Annotated in this window: 19 protein-coding genes; 6 read left to right on the top strand and 13 right to left on the bottom strand. The window is 41.4% G+C overall.

The window, feature by feature from the left end:
• Positions 1–4: 4 nt before the first annotated feature.
• On the bottom strand, positions 5–2,167 hold the full coding sequence (locus ACDG22_RS07380) for a S46 family peptidase (protein ID WP_270243075.1): 2,163 nt from the start codon (positions 2,165–2,167) through the stop codon (positions 5–7).
• Entirely contained in the window at positions 2,167–4,332 is a 2,166-nt protein-coding gene (locus ACDG22_RS07375; protein ID WP_007566851.1) for a S46 family peptidase, read from the bottom strand. The genes ACDG22_RS07380 and ACDG22_RS07375 overlap by 1 nt, the downstream gene beginning before the upstream one ends.
• A 192-nt stretch (positions 4,333–4,524) precedes the next feature.
• Between ACDG22_RS07375 and ACDG22_RS07370 the strand changes: the two genes are divergently transcribed.
• The gene (locus ACDG22_RS07370; protein WP_270230695.1) at positions 4,525–5,223 is read left to right on the top strand and encodes a DUF4369 domain-containing protein; all 699 of its coding nucleotides are present in this window, start codon (positions 4,525–4,527) and stop codon (positions 5,221–5,223) included.
• A 252-nt stretch (positions 5,224–5,475) separates the two neighbouring features.
• Here the strand turns inward: ACDG22_RS07370 and ACDG22_RS07365 are convergent, their stop codons facing one another.
• From ACDG22_RS07365 to ACDG22_RS07345, 5 genes are read right to left on the bottom strand one after another with little or no spacing between them, the layout of a single operon-like run.
• Positions 5,476–6,231 (bottom strand): lysophospholipid acyltransferase family protein, encoded by a 756-nt coding sequence (locus ACDG22_RS07365; protein WP_022124887.1) that lies wholly within the window; start codon positions 6,229–6,231, stop codon positions 5,476–5,478.
• 23 nt (positions 6,232–6,254) lie between these two features.
• Entirely contained in the window at positions 6,255–7,406 is a 1,152-nt protein-coding gene (locus ACDG22_RS07360; RefSeq protein WP_007566859.1) for a metallophosphoesterase, read from the bottom strand.
• 7 nt (positions 7,407–7,413) lie between these two features.
• Complete coding sequence (locus ACDG22_RS07355) at positions 7,414–8,319, bottom strand: vitamin B12 dependent-methionine synthase activation domain-containing protein (RefSeq protein WP_007566862.1); 906 nt, start codon at positions 8,317–8,319, stop codon at positions 7,414–7,416.
• 3 nt (positions 8,320–8,322) lie between these two features.
• Positions 8,323–9,666, bottom strand: coding sequence for a dihydroorotase (locus ACDG22_RS07350; protein WP_007566865.1), 1,344 nt, complete (start codon positions 9,664–9,666; stop codon positions 8,323–8,325).
• 2 nt (positions 9,667–9,668) lie between these two features.
• Complete coding sequence (locus ACDG22_RS07345; RefSeq protein WP_007566867.1) at positions 9,669–10,412, bottom strand: polyprenol monophosphomannose synthase; 744 nt, start codon at positions 10,410–10,412, stop codon at positions 9,669–9,671.
• Positions 10,413–10,531: 119 nt separating this feature from the next.
• Between ACDG22_RS07345 and ACDG22_RS07340 the strand changes: the two genes are divergently transcribed.
• On the top strand, positions 10,532–12,403 hold the full coding sequence (locus ACDG22_RS07340; protein ID WP_022124890.1) for a DNA polymerase III subunit gamma/tau: 1,872 nt from the start codon (positions 10,532–10,534) through the stop codon (positions 12,401–12,403).
• Positions 12,404–12,494: 91 nt separating this feature from the next.
• On the opposite strand, the gene queF is transcribed toward ACDG22_RS07340, so the two are convergent.
• Genes queF through ACDG22_RS07325 form a run of 3 tightly spaced genes read right to left on the bottom strand, consistent with a single transcriptional unit; the run spans position 12,495 to position 14,332 of the window.
• Complete coding sequence (gene queF, locus ACDG22_RS07335; protein ID WP_007566871.1) at positions 12,495–12,950, bottom strand: preQ(1) synthase; 456 nt, start codon at positions 12,948–12,950, stop codon at positions 12,495–12,497.
• Between the two features lie 34 nt (positions 12,951–12,984).
• Positions 12,985–13,644 carry a 7-cyano-7-deazaguanine synthase QueC gene (gene queC / locus ACDG22_RS07330; RefSeq protein ID WP_007566873.1) on the bottom strand — a complete coding sequence of 220 codons (660 nt, stop codon included), beginning with the start codon at positions 13,642–13,644 and terminating at the stop codon, positions 12,985–12,987.
• Position 13,645: 1 nt separating this feature from the next.
• A complete protein-coding gene (locus ACDG22_RS07325) occupies positions 13,646–14,332 on the bottom strand; it encodes a queuosine precursor transporter (RefSeq protein WP_007566876.1) in 687 nt (228 codons plus the stop codon).
• A gap of 155 nt (positions 14,333–14,487) precedes the next feature.
• Here ACDG22_RS07325 and corA point away from each other — a divergent pair, with 155 nt between their 5' ends.
• Positions 14,488–15,537: a magnesium/cobalt transporter CorA gene (corA, locus tag ACDG22_RS07320; RefSeq protein WP_270230693.1), complete on the top strand. Its 1,050-nt coding sequence runs from the start codon at positions 14,488–14,490 to the stop codon at positions 15,535–15,537.
• 41 nt (positions 15,538–15,578) lie between these two features.
• Positions 15,579–16,226 (top strand): endonuclease III, encoded by a 648-nt coding sequence (nth, locus tag ACDG22_RS07315; RefSeq protein WP_007566880.1) that lies wholly within the window; start codon positions 15,579–15,581, stop codon positions 16,224–16,226.
• A gap of 6 nt (positions 16,227–16,232) precedes the next feature.
• Here the strand turns inward: nth and ACDG22_RS07310 are convergent, their stop codons facing one another.
• From ACDG22_RS07310 to ACDG22_RS07300, 3 genes are read right to left on the bottom strand one after another with little or no spacing between them, the layout of a single operon-like run.
• On the bottom strand, positions 16,233–17,009 hold the full coding sequence (locus ACDG22_RS07310; RefSeq protein WP_270230692.1) for an MBL fold metallo-hydrolase: 777 nt from the start codon (positions 17,007–17,009) through the stop codon (positions 16,233–16,235).
• Between the two features lie 17 nt (positions 17,010–17,026).
• Positions 17,027–18,037, bottom strand: coding sequence for a UDP-N-acetylmuramate dehydrogenase (murB, locus tag ACDG22_RS07305; protein ID WP_270230691.1), 1,011 nt, complete (start codon positions 18,035–18,037; stop codon positions 17,027–17,029).
• A gap of 33 nt (positions 18,038–18,070) precedes the next feature.
• Positions 18,071–18,928 (bottom strand): DUF4348 domain-containing protein, encoded by an 858-nt coding sequence (locus ACDG22_RS07300; RefSeq protein ID WP_040311814.1) that lies wholly within the window; start codon positions 18,926–18,928, stop codon positions 18,071–18,073.
• Between the two features lie 156 nt (positions 18,929–19,084).
• Between ACDG22_RS07300 and pheS the strand changes: the two genes are divergently transcribed.
• Positions 19,085–20,104, top strand: a complete 1,020-nt coding sequence (gene pheS / locus ACDG22_RS07295) for a phenylalanine--tRNA ligase subunit alpha (protein WP_118483328.1) — start codon at positions 19,085–19,087, stop codon at positions 20,102–20,104.
• Between the two features lie 109 nt (positions 20,105–20,213).
• Positions 20,214–21,413 (top strand): MFS transporter, encoded by a 1,200-nt coding sequence (locus tag ACDG22_RS07290; RefSeq protein WP_270230690.1) that lies wholly within the window; start codon positions 20,214–20,216, stop codon positions 21,411–21,413.
• Positions 21,414–21,424: the final 11 nt, after the last annotated feature.

Raw genomic sequence — 21,424 nt, 5'->3', positions numbered from 1 at the left:
TGAATCAACGGACAATGGTCAGTTCATCAATCAAATGCTTGGCTCCCGCATATTTATCGATGACAAACAACACATATCGAATGTCAACACAAGCAGCACGCTGCAACTGCGGATTGTAAGCAATATCTCCTGTCAGTCCTTCATAGTTACGGTCGAAACCTACTCCAATCAATTCACCTTTTGAGTTGAACACCGGAGAGCCAGAGTTACCACCCGTATTGTCAGTCGCTGTAACAAAACATACCGGCATACGTCCATCAGCCATAGCATATGGTCCGAAATCTTTCTTCTCGTACAACTCTTTCAGCTTAGGAGATACCACAAATTCAGGATTTTCCGGATCTTCTTTTTCCATTACTCCCTTCAATGTAGTATAGTACAGACATTCTTTGCCATCGGCTGGTTCATACGAACCAATCTTACCATAAGTCAATCGCAAAGTAGAGTTGGCATCCGGATAAATAGCCTTTCCTTCCTTTTGCTTCAAGGCAAGCATACCTGCCACCCATGTCTTATGTGCACGGTTGTAAGCATTGGTTTCTGCCTTCATAGCCTCATCCGTAGCCTTATACCCTTCTTTTACAGATTTAGCATATTGCACCATCAGATCTTTCTTCAGTTTGTCAGCGCTCGGATTCTGCAAGAACGCAGCCAAAGCTTTAGAACTTCTAAAGATAGAACGATCGAAGCAAGCATCAACAAAAGCATCTGTACTGCCAGCAAACTGTCCGTCTATTACTTTAAAAATACTGATACGTTGTCCGGCAGGAATCAGTTGCGCATATAAAGCAAGCAATTGTTTAGACACCTTACGGTCGACTATCGTACTGTAATCCTTGTTAAAGAATTTCCTTCCCTGTTCCTGCAAAGCAGTAATGGCAGCCTTGATACCCTTCTTGTCATTCTTTTCCAAAGCTTCCAACAGCTTATCAGTATCAGGTATTTTAGAAAACTCTGTACCCAGCATCAAAGCTTCATAAATGGCCTGCTGATGATATACAGCGTCATGGCGTTTTGCAACAATCTGCTTGATACTTTCATAAGCCTGACGATAAGATTCATTTCCTGTTTCGTCGCCAAAAGCCAGAAGACGTTTCTGCTCATCTTTCTTACGATCGAGTACCTTGAGCGATACAAGTCCTTCGTTCATACCGATGGCATTCTTCCAGTAATTGGCAGAAGAAGCATACTTGGCTGCATACTGGATGCGTGTCTTGGCATCTTTTGCCATTTCCTCACCCAACACACGCAGACGAACTCCGCGCACGGTATCACGCATAAAGTTGGTAGTCTGCATACGTTCCTCCACTTCATCACTGATCATGTAACGCCAGTTACGTCCGGGGAATCCCATTACAAAAGTAAAATCACCTTCCTTAATGCCATTCATATTGATAGCAAGGTGCTTCTTGACTTTCAAAGGAACATTGTCTGCCGCATAATTGGCTGGTTTACCATCTTTCGATGCATAAATACGGAAGATAGAAAAGTCACCACAATGACGCGGCCACATCCAGTTATCCGTATCAGCTCCAAACTTTCCGATAGAAGAAGGAGGAGCACCTACCATACGAATATCCTTATATACTGTCTTTACAAACAGATAATATTTATTAGCTCCGTAGAACGGTTTCAGTTCGAGAACAGCAAAATCGTCTGTCTTTATATTCTCTTTCTTGGCAAAACGTTTAGCCACAGTCGACAAGTATGAAGGAGAAAGATAATTCAATCCTTCAGGATCCTCATCCTTTTTTAACTGCTCCTGTACATAGTCAGTCACATCGAGGATGCGGTCGATAAACGTAATGGTCAGTCCTTCACAGGGAAGTTCCTGTTCACGGCTCATCGCCCAAAAACCATCCGTCAGATAATCGTGCTCCACAGCACTGTGCTGCTGAATATACTGATATCCGCAGTGATGATTGGTAAGCACCAGTCCCTCTGCAGAGATTACTTCGCCGGTACATCCTCCCCCAAAGTGTACAACAGCATCCTTCAGGCTGATGCTGTCGGGACAATATACCTTATCTATACTGATATCCAAACCCAAATCCTGCATCACGGCAGCGTTCTGCTTCTTCAGGTCTGTCAGCATCCACATGCCCTCGTCGGCATATCCGGCGAGAGAGCATGCGGCAAGCATAGAAAATAATATGGTTTTCTTCATTATTCTACGATAGTCATTTCGTCAATCAGGTTCTTGCAACCACCCAATTTTTCAACGATGAATAATACATAGCGAATATCTACAGCAATACAACGCTGGAGATTGTTGTCGAAATTAATATCACCCGAAAGTGATTCCCAGTTACCGTCGAATGCAGCACCAATCAGTTCACCATTACCATTCAACACCGGAGAACCAGAGTTACCACCGGTAATATCGTTGGTAGTAAGGAAACAAGTCGGCATTTCACCGTTAGGCAATGCATAGCGACCGAAGTTCTTTGTAGCATACAACTCTTTCAGCTTAGCAGGAACGACAAATTCCGGATTGCTCGGATCTTCTTTTTCCATTACACCCTTCAGCGTAGTGTAATATTTATAATGGATACCATCCTTCGGATCGTAAGATTTTACGTTACCGTAAGTCAGACGGATAGTAAAGTTTGCATCCGGAGCTTTCGGAGTTGGAGCATACATTTCACACAAGCCACGTACATATGTCTTATGCAACAAATCGATATTGCCGCTTACTGCATCATACTTTTCATTCAGTTTCTTCGACAATTCATTTTTGCTAGAAGAATATTGTACTGCAAGGTCGTTTTCGATAGCTTTAACGGTAGGGTTGCTGATGAAAGCATTGAAGTTTTTATCGTTAGAGAAAATGCTATTGTCATACAAAGCATCAATGTAAGCATCATAATTGCCTTTATACTTTGTCTGGATAGTCTGATAGAATGCAGGCAAAGCATCAGCTGGTACACTCTCTGCATACAGCGGAATCAAGACTTTAGCTACCTTACGGTCTACTTCATGATCATAATCCTTGTTGTGTACATCGGCATATGCTTCTTTCAGGCTGCTGATAGCTTTTTCAATATCTTTCTTTTTGTTCTTCTGCAAAGCAGTTTTCAAATCGTTGAACAAAACGTATGTAGCGCCAAACTCGATACCGCTTCTGAAAGTTTCACTGAAGTAAATCATCTGCTTGGTAATCGGAGTAGCCTTCTGAACATACTCGTCAATCTGGCTTACAACCTTAGCATAGTCGGCATTGTTCTGTTCTTTTGCAAACTGCGCAAACTTAGCTTCCTGTTCAGCCTTTGCTTCCAATACTTTATTGTCGACGATAGCCTTGTTCATACCGATAGAGTTTTTCCAGTAGTTGCTGGAAGAAGCGAACTTACTTGCATACTGGATACGTACCTTATCGCTGGCAGCCATTTCCTTACGCAATACGTTCTGACGTGCTTCACGAACTTCAATACGAGGAGTGTTTATTCCTTCCATACGCATTTTCACTTCACTTTCAGTCAGGTAACGGCTGGTGCTTCCCGGGAATCCCATAATCATAGCATAGTCGCCTTCCTGCAAACCTTTCAGCGAAATAGCAAGATGCTTCTTCACTTTCAAAGGTACATTGTCGGCACTATATTCAGCCGGGTTACCATCTTTATCGGCATAGATACGGAACATAGAGAAGTCACCTGTATGACGCGGCCACATCCAGTTGTCTGTTTCTCCACCGAATTTACCGATTGATGAAGGAGGAGCAGCTACCATACGCACATCGCTGTATGTCTTGATGAAGAACAGATAAAATCTGTTTCCTTCATAGAACGGAAGAGCTTCGGTAGAAATACCCGGTTTGTCCTTCAAATCACTATTCTTCAGTTCATCAGCAGCAAGCTTATCCAGATATTCTGCACCAAAAGAATTGATTTCAGTCACTTTTCCGTCTTTGATATCCTGGTTCACCTTGTCGGTTACATCTACAATTCGTTCTACAAACTTAAATGTCAACCCCGGAGTTGGAAGTTCTTCTGAACGGCTTTTTGCCCAAAATCCGTCAGTCAGGTAATCGTGTTCAACAGAACTATGCTGCTGGATAGCATCGTAACCACAGTGGTGATTAGTAAGAATCAGTCCGTCTGGAGAAATAATTTCACCGGTACATCCTCGTCCGAATATACCAACAGCATCTTTCAGTGTTACGCTGTTCGGATTGTAAATATCGGCAATATCCATTTTCAAACCTTGTGCTTTCATACGGTCGGCAAGGTTCTGCTCCTTCATCAGCTGAAGAAGCCACATTCCTTCGTCGGCTTTCACCGGTGAAAAGGCAGCACAAATCAGTGCCAATGCTAATACTTTAAGTTTTTTCATTGTTATGATATTTAAAAATAATAATTGATATTTTTTCGTTGTCAGCAAATAGCCAGCAAAGATAGCGAAAAATACGTTTTGAGTAGCTTAATTCAGTAATAATCCTCTATTTAGTTTAATTTTTGATAATTTATTTTCACGTCATTTCTAAACGTTATACCTTTGCCGCAGAAATTTCTAAAGGCTTATTGCATGTACAGATTTTACTTTTTTCTCTTTTGTGCCATTATTTGCGCTTCGTGCGGAAAGAAATATAAAATAGAAGGTATTTCTTCTGTATCGAAACTGGATGGAAAAATGCTTTTCATAAAAGTGCCGTCCGGAGATAAGTTGGTAAATATAGACTCGGCTGAAGTGGTACACGGGATATTCAAGATGAAAGGAAAAGTCGACTCTACCGTAATTGCTTCTTTGTATATGGACGACGACTGCATCATGCCGGTTGTCATAGAGGAAGGAAATATCAGTATCAATATCGACAAAGCAGGTTTTTCTGTAAAAGGAACTCCGTTGAACGACAGTTTCAATGAGTTTATCATAAAGAAAACTTCGCTGGAAGATCGTGCGTATGAAGTGGAAAGAATAGAAAGCCGTATGATTATGGACGGCAAAGATCCTAAATTTATCCAAGAAGAGATGGAAAAACAGCGTACCGCGTTAGGAAACGACATGGACGACCTTGCCAAGACATTTATCCAAGAAAATTACAACAATGTATTGGGAACAGGAGTCTTTCTGATGCTATGCAACGGATTTCCTTATCCGGTATTGACTCCGATTATGGAGGAAATAATAAACGATGCTCCCGATTCTTTTAAAAACAATCCGATGATAAAGGAATATGTATCGGTTGCACGCAGCAACATGGACAAGCTGCAAGCCGTACAATAAAACTCTTTTTCCTTTAGAAGTTCGCCATCTCAGAGAATCAAATAAAAAAAGAAGGTATAATTTTACGGAAAACATCAGCATGTTTTCCGTTTTTTTGTACAAATTTCACCCAACATTTCACGTTGTTTTTTCGCAGATATTAAATCACTCTGTTTCAAGCAATAACAAAGTTTACCCCTTTCATCTGACGCTATCATTCAACAACAAGAATGATCTTTTGTTTAAGCGAAAATGAAAGGGGTAAACTTTTTATTACTGATCGGGATTCTCCATCTTGCCTTTATATTTCTGAGGTAAATCTTTTTCGATAGCCTTATACGATTCAGCCATCAACATTTGCAGATTCTCTTCTCCCTTTTTTCCTAACGGATAAATAGGTTCGTGTATCGTCAGAGTCATCGGATGCCAATGCAAAAGCTTACCTGTGCGGGGAAGAATATCAAACGATCCGTCTATGGTAAGTGGAACAACAGGAAGTTGCAACTGGTCGGCAAGCAGAAAAGCTCCCTTCTTAAAGTTTGCCATATGTCCTGTAAACGTACGTGCTCCCTCGGGGAATACAACCAATGAAGTTCCTCCCTGCAATACTTTTTCCGCACTCTTTATTGTTTCGTATACCTTACGAGGACTAGATTTGTCGACAAAAATAAAGCCGGCAGATTCGCACGCCTTACCAACGAACGGAAGTTTACGAAGGCTTTTCTTCATCATCCATTTGAAGTTACGCCCCAAAAATCCATAAACCAAAAAGATATCGAATGAACCTTGATGATTGGCAACGAATACATAGGATGTTTTCTTATCCAGGTGTTCATGCCCCTTGACTTTTACCGGAAGCAAAAACAAAAAACATGTAAGCTGTGACCACAATTTGCCCGGATAATATCCCCAGAAATGTCCGTTACCCAACCAACATCCCAACATGGTAGTCAAAGCAGTAAGTATAGTTGCCACCAGAAAAATCGGCACCCCGATACAGATTTGATAAATAATGTATAAGAATCTCATTGCTTGTTATAGTTTAGGAATTATTATTTTCTTCGTAAAGTAATGACTGTAATCTCTGGCCATGCTCCCAGCCTCATCGGAAAGAGTACATAACCTAGCCCGATATTGACATAAAGTCCCCGCTGACCTTCCAGATACAGACCTTTATGCTCGGGATAAATAAACTGTGAAAATGAAAAGCCGAATAAGTTGATCTGCATATCGTGAGTATGTCCGGCAAGCATCAGTTGAATATCGGTATCCGGAAGAACGCTTCTTCTCCAGTGAGTTGGATCATGACTCAGCAAAACCCTGAACATACTTTCCGTGCCTTTCTGTGCCCGAGGTAAATCCCCACAATCGGGAAAAGGAGGTTTACCACTGTTCTCTACTCCTATTAAAGCGATAGAATCATTTCCACGATGCAGTATCTGATGGTCATTCATAAGCATCTTCCAGCCCATCTGTTCCTGTCTTGCCAGAAGCGTATCAATATTAGCAAGACGGTCTGCTTCACTGTCCCACTGCACATACGTAGCATAATCGTGGTTTCCCAATACAGAAAATACCCCATCCTTTGCACGAAGTTTTGACAGAACAGGCATAAACTCCTTAATCTCATCGGCCCGACTATTTACCAGATCACCCGTAAACACGGCCAGATCAGGGTGCTGTGCGTTACAGATTTCAACAGCCCGACGGAGTGCTTCAGCATTACCTTTCCAGCTTCCGGCATGTATGTCGGACAATTGAAGAATACGATATCCGTCAAAAGACTCAGGTAAATCGGGTGAAGAAAAGACAACTTGCTTAACCTGGAAATATTCCTTTCCTTTAATTGCTCCGAAAAGCAGATAAGCAAGCGTGACAATTGCTACAACAGACGATACGGTTTTCCCAAACAACGGTATACGAAGAAACTTACGCAACACCTTCATCAGGATATCACATAATACAAAAACCAGTTTGGGAACAGCAGCGCACAATGTAACAATAAGATAAATGCCAAAAGCATCGTGTAACGAATCATGTGCTACGATGAAAACAAGCAATACCATCAGCAACAAAACTGTGGGCAGCCAATATAATCTTTTTTGCCATTTATGCTGGATATACTTTATATATACCTTATATATATACCAGTCGGGCAACAGTAACAACACGATAAAAAACAACGAAACTCTCAGCAATATCATAATCCTATTATTGTTGCAGGTTAGCTACTAAGTATTTTCTGATTTCACTTACCTCACATCCTCGTCGGGCAGCATAATCGGCAAGCTGTTCTTCGTCTATCTTCCCCACAGAAAAATAACGAGATGCAGGATGGGCAAACATCAACCCACATACTGAAGCATGAGGCTGCATCATACCGTTTTCAGTGAGTTTGATACCGATACGCTTCATATCGAGCAGCTCATCCAATAAAAAACTGACCGATATATCAGGAAGAGACGGATATCCTACAGCAGGACGTATACCTTGATAATCCTCATTGAGCAATTGTTTCATGGTGAGATGTTCATCCTTGGCATACCCCCATACGCTTTTCCGGATAGTTTCATGCACCTTTTCGGCCGCAGCTTCTGCCAGACGCTCGCCCAAGGTTTTGACAAGCATCAATTTATAATCATCGCCCTCGAACGGTTGTTCCATATTCTCGTCGATGGTTGTAGCAAAAGCTCCTACTGTATCTGGTATCCCCGATGACAACGGACGCACGAAATCGCTCAAGCATAAAAACGGATCGTCCGGACGAACTCGCGTCTGCTGCCTCAATAGCGGAAAGCGAGTTCCTTCCAACAGCAGGTTATCACCATCCGAATTGGCATTCATGAGCCGGTAAATGGCATATACCTTATATTTTCCGTCCACACTGTTCAGCATACGGTTTGCCTCCTTATGAAGCTGCATAGCCCCGGCAGCTTTAGCCCTATCTTCCACGGGAAAAGAGGCAAGCCAGCTCGCTCTGCAAGCATCGCACCCATGAATATCTGCAATAGCCGCAAAACGAGGCTGAAATCCCCATGCATGAAAAAAATAAATCCAGTTAATATACTCTGTCAAATCGTGTATATCGTAAACTACTGTCGTAATGTCTGTCTGCATTTCTTATCGGTTAAAAGCAAGCGGCTCTCCCCGGTGAAGAGTATCCACCTTGCCGTCGCTGTAAACTAATGTTCCGTTTACAAATGTCTTTTCTACTTTCGCATGGAAGCGTCTTCCTTCCATCGGACTCCATCCACACTTGCTCAAAACACAATCTGACGTTACTTCCCATTCGCTATCCGGGTTAACCAGAACCAGGTCAGCTTTATATCCCGGACGGATATATCCACGCTTTTCTATTTGGAATAACTCAGCAGGAGCATGACACATCTTCTGTACCAGCTGCTCTACGGTCAAAACGCCTTCATGTACAAGTTCCATAATGCTGACCAGAGAGAATTGCAGGCTCGGCATACCAGATACAGCCTTCAAAGCTCCTCCCTCTTTTTCTTTCAACAAATGAGGAGCATGGTCTGTACCAATGACATCAATGCGATTTGTTGTCAGAGCCCGGCGCAACATATCACGGTCGTTCTTTGTTTTAATACTTGGATTGCATTTAATGCGTGCTCCTAACGTTTTGTAGTCTTCATCGCAGAACATCAGATGTGAAACACATGCTTCCGAAGTTATCTTCTTTTCAGATATCGGTTTATCTTCGAAAAGTTCCAGCTCGCGTGCTGTACTGACATGGAGAATATGCAAGCGTGCTCCTGTTTCTTTAGCCAGCTGTACAGCCAACGAAGACGAACGCCAGCAAGCCTCTTCGCTTCGTATGCGAGGATGGAAGAGAATATCCACATCTTCTTCACCATACTTTGATTTTACAAGTTCCGTGTTCCATCGAATTATAGTCTGGTCTTCACAGTGAGCAGCAATCAGTATACCTGCTTCCGAAAAGATTTTCCGCAAGGATTCAATACGGTCAACAAGCATATTCCCTGTACTGGCTCCCATAAACAGTTTTACACCGCACACATGTTTCTTGTCCAGCTGCTGCAACAACTCCGTATTGTTATTGGTTGCTCCGAAATAAAACGAATAGTTTACGATACACTTGTTTGCAGCATCGGCAAACTTGTTTTCCAGAGCTTCCAGAGTTGTTGTCTGCGGATTACAGTTAGGCATATCCATAAACGAAGTTACTCCTCCTGCTGCCGCAGCCGCAGTTTCACTTGCCATGTCAGCCTTATGCGTCAATCCCGGATCACGAAAATGTACATGATCATCTATAACTCCAGGGATGAGGTAACAACCGCGGGCGTCGATTTCGGCATCGCAAGGTACAGAAGGGCGAACTTCTCCTTGTAGCACTTCACAGATAGTATCATCTTCAACGACAACAGAACCGGCAAATTTTAATCCTTCGTTTACAATCGTTGCGTTATAAATCCATGTACGTTTCATATTTACTTATTTTTTAGATAACTTTTAAACCAACTGTCCCATTTCAACCGTATCACTCCGAACACGGCCTCACCAAAAATACTGCTATTCATCTTAGAAGTTCCCAGTTCACGGTTGACGAAAATAACCGGAACTTCCACTACTTTAAAGCCACACTTATAAGCAGTAAACTTCATTTCTATCTGAAAAGCATATCCCTTAAACCGAATATTGTCTAAAGGTATCGTTTCTAAAACCCTACGTTTATAACACTTGAATCCTGCTGTTGTATCATGCACAGGAATACCTGTTATAAACCGTACATATTTCGATGCGAAATATGACATCAATACACGTCCCATAGGCCAGTTCACCACATTTACACCACTTATATATCGTGAACCGATAGCAACATCAGCTCCTTCATCGTGGCAAGCCTTATACAAACGAGGCAAATCATTCGGATTATGGCTGAAGTCCGCGTCCATCTCGAATATATAATCGTATTGATGTTGAATAGCCCATTTGAAACCTGCAATATACGCTGTACCCAAGCCTAATTTTCCTTTTCTTTCTATCATGAAAAGGCGTTCTGGGAATTCAGCCTGCAATTTCCGTACAATATCAGCAGTACCATCGGGAGAATTATCTTCAACAATCAGAATATGAAAACATTTCTCTAAACCGAAAACTGCACGGATGATATTTTCGATATTTTCTTTTTCGTTATAAGTAGGGATAATAACGATACTGTCACTTGTCTGCATAACTTACTTTATTTTGTGACAAAGATAAATATATTTCAGGTCAAGCCCATGAGAAAACCGAGATTTTATGTACTTTTGTATTTCCGAACATAAAAACTATTAATCACTTATATCGGCATATGGAAAATTATATCGTATCGGCACGTAAATATCGTCCCGCAACATTCGATACTGTTGTAGGACAGCGCGCCCTGACGACCACCCTGAAAAATGCGATTGCCAATCAAAAGCTGGCACATGCTTATCTGTTTTGCGGTCCACGAGGAGTCGGAAAAACAACATGTGCGCGAATATTTGCAAAGACAATCAACTGCCTGCATCCTACTGCCGATGGAGAAGCATGTAATGAATGTGAGTCATGCCGTGCTTTCAACGAACAGCGTTCGTATAACATTCATGAGCTGGATGCCGCATCCAATAACTCGGTAGAAGACATACGCTCGCTGATCGAACAGGTACGCATCCCGCCACAAATTGGAAAATATAAAGTATATATCATCGACGAGGTACACATGCTTTCTCAGGCAGCTTTCAATGCCTTTCTGAAGACATTGGAAGAACCGCCTCATCATGCTATATTTATTCTTGCCACAACCGAAAAGCATAAAATTCTTCCTACTATTCTGAGTCGATGCCAGATATACGATTTCAATCGTATCAGTGTGAACGACACGGTAGAACACTTGGAAAATGTAGCCAGAAAAGAACATATTGAAGCAGAACCGGAGGCTCTGAACGTTATTGCACAGAAAGCTGACGGTGGCATGCGTGATGCCTTGTCTATTTTCGACCAGGTTGTAAGTTTTACCAACGGGCATATCACTTATCAAAGTGTAATAGAGAACTTGAATGTGCTGGATTATGAATATTACTTCAAACTGACGGATGCCTTTTTAGAGAACAGGGTTTCCGACTGCCTGCTTACATTCAACGAAGTTCTGAAAAAAGGCTTTGACGGCAACCATTTTATAACAGGATTAACTTCACATTTCCGCGACTTGCTGGTAAGTCGTGATGCTGAAACATTACAGTTATTGGAAGTAGGTGCATCCATACGCGACCGCTATCAGGCTCAGGCTCAGAAATGCAGCCCGCAGTTCTTATATAAAGCCATGAAATTGTGTAACGACTGTGACCTGAATTACCGAGTAAGCAAAAACAAACGTCTGCTGGTAGAGTTGACCTTAATTCAACTTGCCCAGCTAACAGGCGACAATGATGTTCCTGGTGGGGGGCAAGGCCCTACCAAACAGACCTTAAAACCAGCCTTTAATCAGGGACAGCCATCTTCTTCATCCTCTCAGGCCTCAAACAGCCAGCCTTATCCGCAGGCTACCCATGAGGTATCAGGCAACTACGGAAGTACAGCTCCCAAGCAGCCAGCAAAACCATCTGCTCCTAATGGATCAGCTGCGGTACAGCAGCCAGCGGCTCCAACTACCAACGTTTCTGCTGCGGCACATCCCAGTCCGATACCTAAAGCAAATACAGAAAAGAAAATTCCTGTAATGAAAGCAGGAAGCATAGGTATATCAATCCGGCGACAAGCTGTCCAGCCACAAGCTGCAAACAACGGACCGGTAAATACAGCTGCAACTGTACCGGCAGACCAGACCTACGAGGATTATATCTTCAATGAAAAGAATCTGAACTATTACTGGCGGGAATTTGCGACTCGTCTGCCCAAAGAGGAAGCAGCCAATGCTGCACGTATGATGAACATGCAGCCTCACTTGCTCAAAGACCAGACAACATTTGAAGTGGCTGTAGACAACGATATGGTACAGAAATACATGTCGCAACTGGCCCCACAAATAGAAACACATTTACGCCAGCAGTTGCACAACCGAAAAATAAAGATGACAGTCCGTGTAAGTGCAGCCAATGAAAATCTCCGCGCCTACAGTCATGTAGAGCGTTTCCAGATGATGAGTAAAAAGAATCCTAGTCTACTGAAATTAAAAGAGGCTTTCGGACTGGAATTATCTTAAATATTGGAATTATCTTAAAAAAACAGAGGAATGAAAGACGGTTGAAACTAAGTCCGTTTTTCATTCCTCTGTTCTAATATATCTTTACGATTTACAAATCGTGATTCTGCATACGATATTCTGCCAGTTTCTCATATTTCGTACCAGGACGACCGTAGTTACAATACGGATAAATGGATATTCCACCACGAGGAGTAAAGATACCTGTCACCTCAATGTATTTAGGATCCATCAGCTTAATCAGGTCCTTCATGATAATATTCACACAGTCTTCATGAAAATCACCATGATTTCGGAAACTAAACAGATATAATTTCAAACTTTTGCTTTCTACCATTTTCACATCAGGCAAATAACTGATTCGAATTTCTGCAAAATCAGGTTGCCCTGTAATAGGACAAAGACTGGTAAACTCAGGGCAATTGAAACGTACCCAATAATCATTTTCAGGATGTTTGTTTACAAATGCTTCCAGAACTTCAGGAGCATAATCCTGTTTATAAACTGTATTCTTTCCTAATATTGTCAGTTCGTCTTTTCTTTCCATAGCCGTTTATTTATACCGAATAGAGTATCATCTGTTACTTATTCTTTATTGCCAAATATTTTTCAAGTCCCTCACGGCGCAATTTGCATGCCGGACAATGTCCGCATCCATCTCCGGGAATGCCATTATAGCATGTCAACGTTTCATTCCGCACCAGATCAAGAACACCCAGTTCATCTGCCAGTGCCCATGTCTGAGCCTTATCTATCCACATCAACGGAGTATGAATGACAAACTGTTCCTCCATGGCGAGATTCAACGTAACATTCAACGATTTGATAAAAGCATCACGACAATCCGGATATCCACTAAAATCGGTCTGTGATACTCCTGTCACAATATGATTGATACCCCGTTCACGAGCATATACAGCAGCAATACTCAAAAAGAATAAATTACGGCCGGGAACGAACGTATTCGGAAAAGTACCTTCTGGCTTTTCTTCATCCATATGAATGGAAGTATCGGTTAATGAGTTTTTACCCAAATGGCCGATAAAAGAAACATCCATCACATGAAAATCAACTTCTGCCTTGCGAGCTATCTCACGTGCCAGTTCTACTTCTTTCACATGTTTCTGTCCATACAGGAAACTCAAAGCATATACCTTTTTAAAATGTTTCTTCGCCCAGAAAAGACAGGTCGTAGAGTCCTGTCCTCCGCTAAAGACAACAAGTGCAGCATCTTTATTCATATCAAATCTCCTTTATTTTCAACACATTGTAAGAAATATGTTCATCGTACACGTCACAATCGTCTACATGCTTGATGTATTTCACTACTCGAATAGTTATAGGCAGAATAATTATTTCGTACATTGTCTTAAGAACAACCTGAACCAACATCATTTTTCCTAATTCAGAGATAGGCATCAGTCCTCCAAAAGCCAAAGGGAAAAAGATCAGCGAATCAGCACTTTCACCAAATACAGTAGAAAGGATGGCACGCGCTGAAAAATTCTTCCCATGCGAAGCAATCTTCATACGGCTCATCACATATGCATTGATAAACGAACCAACTAAAAATGCAAGCAAGCTGGCTACAGCAATGCGTGGCGCCATACCAAAAACAAAGTTAAAGCTTTCTTCTCCCTCCCAAAAAGGAGCTGCTGGCAAAGCTACTGCTATCTGCCCCAAGGCAACTACCATAAAGTTCATCAAGAATCCCATCCAAATGATAAGACGCGCTTTACGGAAGCCCCAGACTTCAGCAATACAGTCATTGATAATGTAAGAAATAGGAAAAACAAGCAGTCCGGCAGTAATAGAAATCGGACCTAGTTGAACTACTTTGGTTTCTAAAAGATTGGCTGCCACTAAGCAGACACAAAATACAATGCCCAAAACCATAAAAGGCACTGATACGAGGTTGTCTTTTTTCATCGCTCCTGTTTTTTACGTGGTGTTCTAGAATACACGACCGCTATTCACGGCATCGCATGTTAATGTTCTCTTTTTTAATTTGGCTGCAAAGGTAGGAACTTTTTGCCAATTTACAAATAAACCGTTATATTTGTACATATCAAATTCATTCAGACATGACGAAAAATAACCTGCTCAGCGAAAAACTGAATTACATAGGAGAAAGCGAAACTCCTACCCATTTGCATGTTTCCAGCTACAACGCTGAACAAATCCAGACTTTTCGAGGACACGATATAAAAGATATACAGCCCTTAATAAAAGAAAACTGTATCAACTGGATACAAGTGCACGGATTACAGAATACAGAAACCATACATGAAATATGCAACTATTTCAACATTGATTTCCTGACCATACAAGATATCCTAAACTCAGAGCATCCAACTAAAATAGAAGAACACGATACTTATAATCTGGTTATTCTAAAACAGTTATCGAATACTGACTGTAATGAATTCGTACCACAACAACTCTGTATCGTGCAAGGGAAAAATTTTGTACTTACCTTTACCGAAAAAGAAACTGATTTCTTCAACGAAATCAATACAGCACTTGAAAAAAATGTCTTGAGGATACGTAACCGCCAATCCGACTTTTTACTAAGTGTAATCCTGAACAGCGTAATGGCAAGTTTCATGTCTATCATTTCTAAAATGGAAGATGGTCTGGAGGATCTGGAAGAACAATTCTTATCGCCTCTTTCTCCCATACCCGAAAAACAACCGGGAATAGAAGAAATACAGAGATACCGCAGAAATTACCGGCTGATTAAAAAAAGCATATTTCCTCTGAAAGAGCAAATCAATAAATTACTTCACAGTGAAAACCAATTATTGAATAAAGCGAACCGACCTTTTTTCAGTGATGTAAACGACCACCTGCAATTTGTATTGCAGACACTGGAAGGCTGCCGTGATCTGCTTTCTGCAATGGTAGATCTTTATTTGGCAAACAACGACCAGCGAATGAACAGCATCATGAAACAGCTTACCATTGTTTCTACCATCTTTATCCCACTGACGTTTTTAGCCGGGATATGGGGAATGAACTTCCAATGGATGCCTGAACTGGGATGGAAATACGGTTATTTCTTTGCCTGGGGACTGATGCTTGTTGTAGGGGGTATCGTATATTTCTACTTTAAGCATAAAAGATGGTATTAATAAAAAATACTAAATAAGACTTATCTTCAATCTGTAAACACATGAAAAAACAAGAATTATATAAACAAGTAATAACTTATTTTCAACAGGCAATTCCGGTAGCAGAAACAGAATTGCATTATGAAAATCCTTTTCAGTTGCTTATAGCTGTGATATTAAGTGCGCAATGTACAGACAAGCGTGTCAATATGATAACTCCTCCTCTTTTTTCGGCATTTCCAACTCCCGAAGCTCTGGCAAACACCACCCCTGAGGTAGTTTACGAATACATACGTAGTGTAAGCTATCCGAACAACAAAGCCAAGCATCTGGTAGGAATGGCTCAAATGCTGGTAAAAGACTTTCAGAGTGAAGTTCCAGGAACTTTGGAAGAACTGGTAAAACTCCCCGGAGTAGGAAGAAAAACCGCAAATGTAATTCAAAGTGTGGTATTCAACAAAGCTGCAATGGCAGTCGACACCCACGTTTTCCGTGTCAGTCATCGCATCGGACTTGTACCTAAAACATGTACTACCCCTTTAGCAACAGAAAAACATCTGGTAAAATATATTCCTGAGAATTTAATACCGACGGCTCATCACTGGCTGATTCTTCATGGAAGATACGTCTGTACAGCACGCAACCCCAAATGTGAAGAATGCGGACTCAACGGAATATGTAAAGAGTCTTTGAAAGCAAAAATCAAATAGCTTCAATTATTGTTCTACAACCAGTCCGTCGTATGCCATATGCACATGCGGAGGAAGTTGCTTTTCGACCTCTGCATGCAATCCCATATGATGACTCATGTGTATGAAATAAGTTTCGCCAGCTCCGATACGTGAAGCTTGCTCCAAAGCCTCAGCCAGCGACTGATGTGTCCAATGCGGCTCTATCCGTAATGCATTTATAAACAGATAATCCAATCCTTGTAAAAATTCAAACGATTCATCAGGCATTGTAAGCATATCTGTTATCCAAGCTACCTTACCCACCCGATAACCCAATATCGGCAGTTTACCATGCATTACTCTAAAAGAAACAACCTCCAGCGAATGTCCGGACAAGTTTGTTACCTGAAACGGTTTATACGGCTCGATGACAGAAAGTGGAATACTGGGAACTCCCGGATACGGATGTTCTACAAAACAATAAGGCATACGTCTTTGTAAACGCTCGGCAGTATATCCTTCCGCATAGACAGGTACATCCCGGAAACTGCAAAAAGGACGAAGATCATCCAACCCACCCACATGGTCATAGTGCTCGTGAGTTATCAATACCCCGTCAATAGGACGAAAATCGTTCATTCTAATACATTGTTCTCTGAAATCAGGACCGCAATCTATCAAAATGCGCACTCCTTCCATTTCAATCAATCCAGAACAACGCAAACGGTTATCGCGCGGATCGGTACTTGTACATACCGGGCATCCGCATCCCACTTGAGGCACTCCCGTAGATGTTCCACTTCCTAATACAGTAACTTTCATTATATAATCAAGTAGTCTTAAATGTAATTTACTTCCGGATGGATATCAATACCAAACTTTTCCTTTACCGAAGCAACAACTGCTTCTGCAAGAGCCATGATTTCCTTTCCGGTAGCTCCCCCCAGATTGACAAGGACCAACGCCTGACGGGCGTGTACTCCTGCACGTCCCAACGATTTTCCTTTCCATCCGCAACGGTCTATCATCCATCCGGCAGGAACTTTCACGCAATCTTCGCCTGCCGGATAAGAAGGCATATCGGTATATATGGACTGTAAATCAGCAAACTGCTTTTTAGGAATGACCGGATTCATAAAAAAACTTCCGGCATTTCCCATTTGAGCCGTATCAGGAAGTTTTTCTTCCCTGATACGAATGATGATACGACGCAGATTGTCTAACGTCAACGGACAAGATGCTTTATCCAGCTCTGTACGGATATTACCATAATCTAAATGCCATACCGGAACTTTACTCAAACGGTAAGTGACATGCGTGACAATATATTTGCCCTTCAGTTCTTGCTTAAATATACTTTTACGATATGCATAACAGCATTCCTCATTCGAGAACTGCCGTAATTCTCCGGTAGAAACGCAAACTGTATCTACACTTACTATCAAATCTTTAGCCTCAACTCCATAGGCTCCGATATTCTGTACGGCAGAAGCTCCAACCTCTCCAGGTATCAAAGACAGGTTTACAGCCCCATACAGATTTTTCTGCACAGTATATGTCACAAAGTCATCCCATACTTCGCCGGCTCCTACACGCACATCTACAGTATCTGACGTTTCACTTACTACCTCATAACCTTTTATCAAGGAATGAAGCACTGTTCCTTGATAATCGCCCGAAAAGAGCAAATTACTTCCCCTTCCAATATGTAATAATGGAAGTTCATAATTTTTCTGCTTCAAAAAAGCACAAAGTTCTTCTACTGATTCATATTCAACAAAATGTGCAGTACGCACATCCATGCCAAATGTGTTATGATATAAAAGAGAATAATCTGTCAGTTCTTTCATTTTATATTACTATTCTATGCTGAACGGAGCAACCTAGTCGCTCAAATCTTCAAATTTCATCAATATCCATTTACCTCCGTGATATTCAAAATAAAGCGTATTGCTAAAGCCATTACCAAATCCTTTAAATTCAATAATTTTCTGATTGGCATCAGGCATTTCCTTCTGTCCGTAATGGACATTAGTCAAACGCTCTTTAAGCATAGGAGGACGAAATGAAAACCACTGTCCTTCATCCAATGTAGTTTCGAGAATCTGAAATTCATCTTCAGGATCTACAGTTACAAAACTCAATGGGCGATGTAAACGTTCAAGCTGGAATATGGAATCGTTGACAAAATGGTTATAAAAATCGAAAAAATCTTCACGACCATTCGCATCAGAGGCAAGCTTCTCTTTATTTATAGCTTCCAGATACCAGCAATCTGAAACTCGCTCAAAATAATACCGTTTTACTTTTCTCTCTTTCAGATAAATCCAGTCCACCTGTACACTATGCACAGCTGTATCTTTTTCCATCTCCATATCTTCTTCCTTATCGAAAAGGACAGTATAAACCGGTTCACGACTGAACATTGGATCGTATATCCATTCGTTCTTTGCCATTCGTACTACCTGTTCACCTTTGTAATAAGAAATAGGAAACTTCACCCGAGAACGTTGGAAGTGTTCATCGGAAGCAAAATTATAAAAGAAATCGGCAAAGCTTTCATCGGCCGTAGCTGGAACTATTTCTTCTACAACCGGAGCTTCTCCCTGCAATGTGTCATGCCCAACTGTCAGCGAGTCAATTTGTTTAGTTAACGTTTCAAAAGGGTCTACATTCTTTTTTCCTCCCCCACAAGAACTGACCAGCATACATACACAACACCCAAATAAAATTTTTTTCATCTTAGTGCTTCTGAAAAATCATGTGCAAAAATACGTCTTTTTTTCTTTTGGCGAATAAAACATTTACAGTTTTCTTTTTTATGAGCATAAAAAGACAAAATTTCAGTTTAAATCCTTACCTTTGTGCACTAGAAAAAAATAATAATATAGGAAAATATGTTAGCAAAAATAGAACAGTTACTTCAGGAAGTGGAGAACTTAACTGCTTCGAATGCAGAAGAGCTGGAGGCTCTGCGCATAAAATACCTAAGTAAAAAAGGTATAATCAATGCGCTTATGGCGGATTTCCGCAATGTACCCGCTGAACAGAAAAAAGAAGTCGGCATGAAACTGAATGAATTGAAGAATCATGCTCAGGAGCGTATTAATACACTGAAAGAAGCTTTCGAATGTCAGGATAACAGCGCAGCTGAACTGGACCTGACTCGTACAGCTTACCCGATAGAGCTGGGTACACGTCACCCGTTAAGCATCGTACGTAACGAAATAATCAATATTTTCAACAGATTGGGATTCACTATTGCTGACGGTCCGGAAGTGGAAGACGACTGGCATGTATTCTCATCTATGAACTTCCCCGAAGATCATCCGGCACGTGACATGCAGGATACTTTCTTCATAGAAAGTCACCCTGATATTATCTTACGTACACATACTTCATCTGTACAGAGCCGCGTAATGGAAGTTTCTAAACCTCCTATCCGCGTAATCTGTCCGGGACGTGTGTATCGTAACGAAGCTATCAGCTATCGTGCACACTGCTTCTTCCATCAGGTAGAAGGATTGTATATCGATAAGAATGTTTCATTCACAGACTTGAAACAAGTTTTGCTTCAGTTTGCACAAGAAATGTTCGGTCCTGAAACAAAAATCCGTCTGCGCCCTTCATACTTCCCGTTCACTGAACCTAGTGCGGAAATGGATATCAGCTGCGATATCTGTGGTGGCGAAGGATGTCCTTTCTGTAAATATACAGGATGGGTAGAAATTTTGGGTTGCGGTATGGTTGACCCTGCTGTACTCGAAGCTAACGGTATCGACAGTAAAGTTTACACTGGTTATGCATTCGGTATGGGAGTAGAACGTATTGCCAACTTAAAATATAAAGTAAAAGATTTGCGTATGTTCTCGGAAAACGATACTCGTTTCCTCGAAGAATTCGAAGCAGCAAACTAATTTTTTATTATATATAAAGAAAACGCGGATTAACGCAGGCTCTTTATAGATTCAACCTTAAAGAATTCTGTAAAAGTCTATGTTAATCCGCGTTTTGCAAATTTCAAATATGGAAAAGGAACGTCTTATTACACCAAGCTATTGTTGTATACTGGCAGCCAATTTCCTTTTATATTTCGGCTTTTGGCTATTGACTCCAGTCCTTCCGTTTTATCTTTCAGAGATATTCGAGGCTTCAAATACAACAATAGGTATAGTGCTTTCCTGCTATACCATTTCCTCTCTTTGTATCCGTCCGTTTTCCGGATATTTTCTCGATACTTTTGCCCGTAAACCTCTCTACCTGATTGCCTACTTTATCTTTACACTGATATTTGCCGGATATATGGTAGCTGGCTTGCTGGCATTATTCATTATATTTCGTGTGATACACGGTATATCATTCGGTATGGTTACAGTTGGCGGAAATACGGTAGTAATAGACATTATGCCTTCCAGCCGTCGCGGAGAAGGTTTAGGATATTATGGACTGGCAAACAATCTGGCTATGTCCATCGGACCGATGTTCGGATTGTTCCTTCATAGCGGAGGAGCTTCATATATCACCATTTTTTCTTATTCACTGGTCTCTTGCATATTAGGCTTTCTGGCAGCTACCATGGTGAAAACACCCTATAAACCTCCCGTAAAAAGAGAGCCGATTTCATTGGACCGGTTTATTTTGTTAAAAGGACTTCCTGCCGGATTCAGCTTATTACTGTTATCTATTCCCTACGGCATGACAACAAACTACGTAGCAATGTATGCCAAGCAAATAGGTATCACTGCAGAAACAGGATTCTTCTTTACTCTTATGGCTGTAGGAATGGCTATCAGCCGACTCTTCAGCGGACGCCTGGTAGACAAAGGAATGATCACACAGGTCATCCCTGCCGGGTTATACCTTGTCTGTATCTGCTATTTCGGCCTGACAGTCTGCGGATGGCTTATCAATTGGAACAGTTCATTTACTATTATTTTATTCTTCCTTATCTCCCTATTGCTTGGAATCGGGTTTGGAACAATGTTTCCCGCTTATAATACCTTATTCGTCAACCTTGCCCCCAACAGCCAACGAGGAACGGCTACAAGTACTTATCTGACCTCATGGGATGTCGGATTAGGAATAGGAATGCTGAGTGGAGGGTACATTGCAGAAATAGCTTCTTTCCGAGCAGCCTATCTGTTTGGAGCCTTTCTGACTGTAGTTTCTGTTATTTACTTCCATTTTAAAGCCGGTCCGCATTTCCTGAAGAATAAACTCAGATAAACCAAGAATCT

Source organism: Phocaeicola coprocola (assembly GCF_041333015.1).
In the GTDB taxonomy this organism is placed as follows: Bacteria; Bacteroidota; Bacteroidia; order Bacteroidales; family Bacteroidaceae; genus Phocaeicola; species Phocaeicola coprocola.
Note: the sequence above shows the minus strand (reverse complement) of the source record. Positions and strands in the feature narration are given on the sequence as shown.

Excerpts from the sequence above, each read along its gene's own strand:
- ACDG22_RS07380 (WP_270243075.1), bottom strand. The coding sequence starts at position 2,167 with ATGAAGAAAACCATATTATTTTCTATGCTTGCCGCATGCTCTCTCGCC.
- ACDG22_RS07355 (WP_007566862.1), bottom strand. The coding sequence starts at position 8,319 with ATGCAGACAGACATTACGACAGTAGTTTACGATATACACGATTTGACA.
- ACDG22_RS07360 (WP_007566859.1), bottom strand. The coding sequence starts at position 7,406 with ATGATATTGCTGAGAGTTTCGTTGTTTTTTATCGTGTTGTTACTGTTG.
- queF (WP_007566871.1), bottom strand. The coding sequence starts at position 12,950 with ATGGAAAGAAAAGACGAACTGACAATATTAGGAAAGAATACAGTTTAT.
- ACDG22_RS07345 (WP_007566867.1), bottom strand. The coding sequence starts at position 10,412 with ATGCAGACAAGTGACAGTATCGTTATTATCCCTACTTATAACGAAAAA.
- ACDG22_RS07340 (WP_022124890.1), top strand. The coding sequence starts at position 10,532 with ATGGAAAATTATATCGTATCGGCACGTAAATATCGTCCCGCAACATTC.
- ACDG22_RS07300 (WP_040311814.1), bottom strand. The coding sequence starts at position 18,928 with ATGAAAAAAATTTTATTTGGGTGTTGTGTATGTATGCTGGTCAGTTCT.
- ACDG22_RS07370 (WP_270230695.1), top strand. The coding sequence starts at position 4,525 with ATGTACAGATTTTACTTTTTTCTCTTTTGTGCCATTATTTGCGCTTCG.
- ACDG22_RS07310 (WP_270230692.1), bottom strand. The coding sequence starts at position 17,009 with ATGAAAGTTACTGTATTAGGAAGTGGAACATCTACGGGAGTGCCTCAA.
- murB (WP_270230691.1), bottom strand. The coding sequence starts at position 18,037 with ATGAAAGAACTGACAGATTATTCTCTTTTATATCATAACACATTTGGC.
- queC (WP_007566873.1), bottom strand. The coding sequence starts at position 13,644 with ATGAATAAAGATGCTGCACTTGTTGTCTTTAGCGGAGGACAGGACTCT.
- ACDG22_RS07325 (WP_007566876.1), bottom strand. The coding sequence starts at position 14,332 with ATGAAAAAAGACAACCTCGTATCAGTGCCTTTTATGGTTTTGGGCATT.
- ACDG22_RS07290 (WP_270230690.1), top strand. The coding sequence starts at position 20,214 with ATGGAAAAGGAACGTCTTATTACACCAAGCTATTGTTGTATACTGGCA.
- nth (WP_007566880.1), top strand. The coding sequence starts at position 15,579 with ATGAAAAAACAAGAATTATATAAACAAGTAATAACTTATTTTCAACAG.
- corA (WP_270230693.1), top strand. The coding sequence starts at position 14,488 with ATGACGAAAAATAACCTGCTCAGCGAAAAACTGAATTACATAGGAGAA.
- ACDG22_RS07365 (WP_022124887.1), bottom strand. The coding sequence starts at position 6,231 with ATGAGATTCTTATACATTATTTATCAAATCTGTATCGGGGTGCCGATT.
- ACDG22_RS07375 (WP_007566851.1), bottom strand. The coding sequence starts at position 4,332 with ATGAAAAAACTTAAAGTATTAGCATTGGCACTGATTTGTGCTGCCTTT.
- ACDG22_RS07350 (WP_007566865.1), bottom strand. The coding sequence starts at position 9,666 with ATGAAACGTACATGGATTTATAACGCAACGATTGTAAACGAAGGATTA.
- pheS (WP_118483328.1), top strand. The coding sequence starts at position 19,085 with ATGTTAGCAAAAATAGAACAGTTACTTCAGGAAGTGGAGAACTTAACT.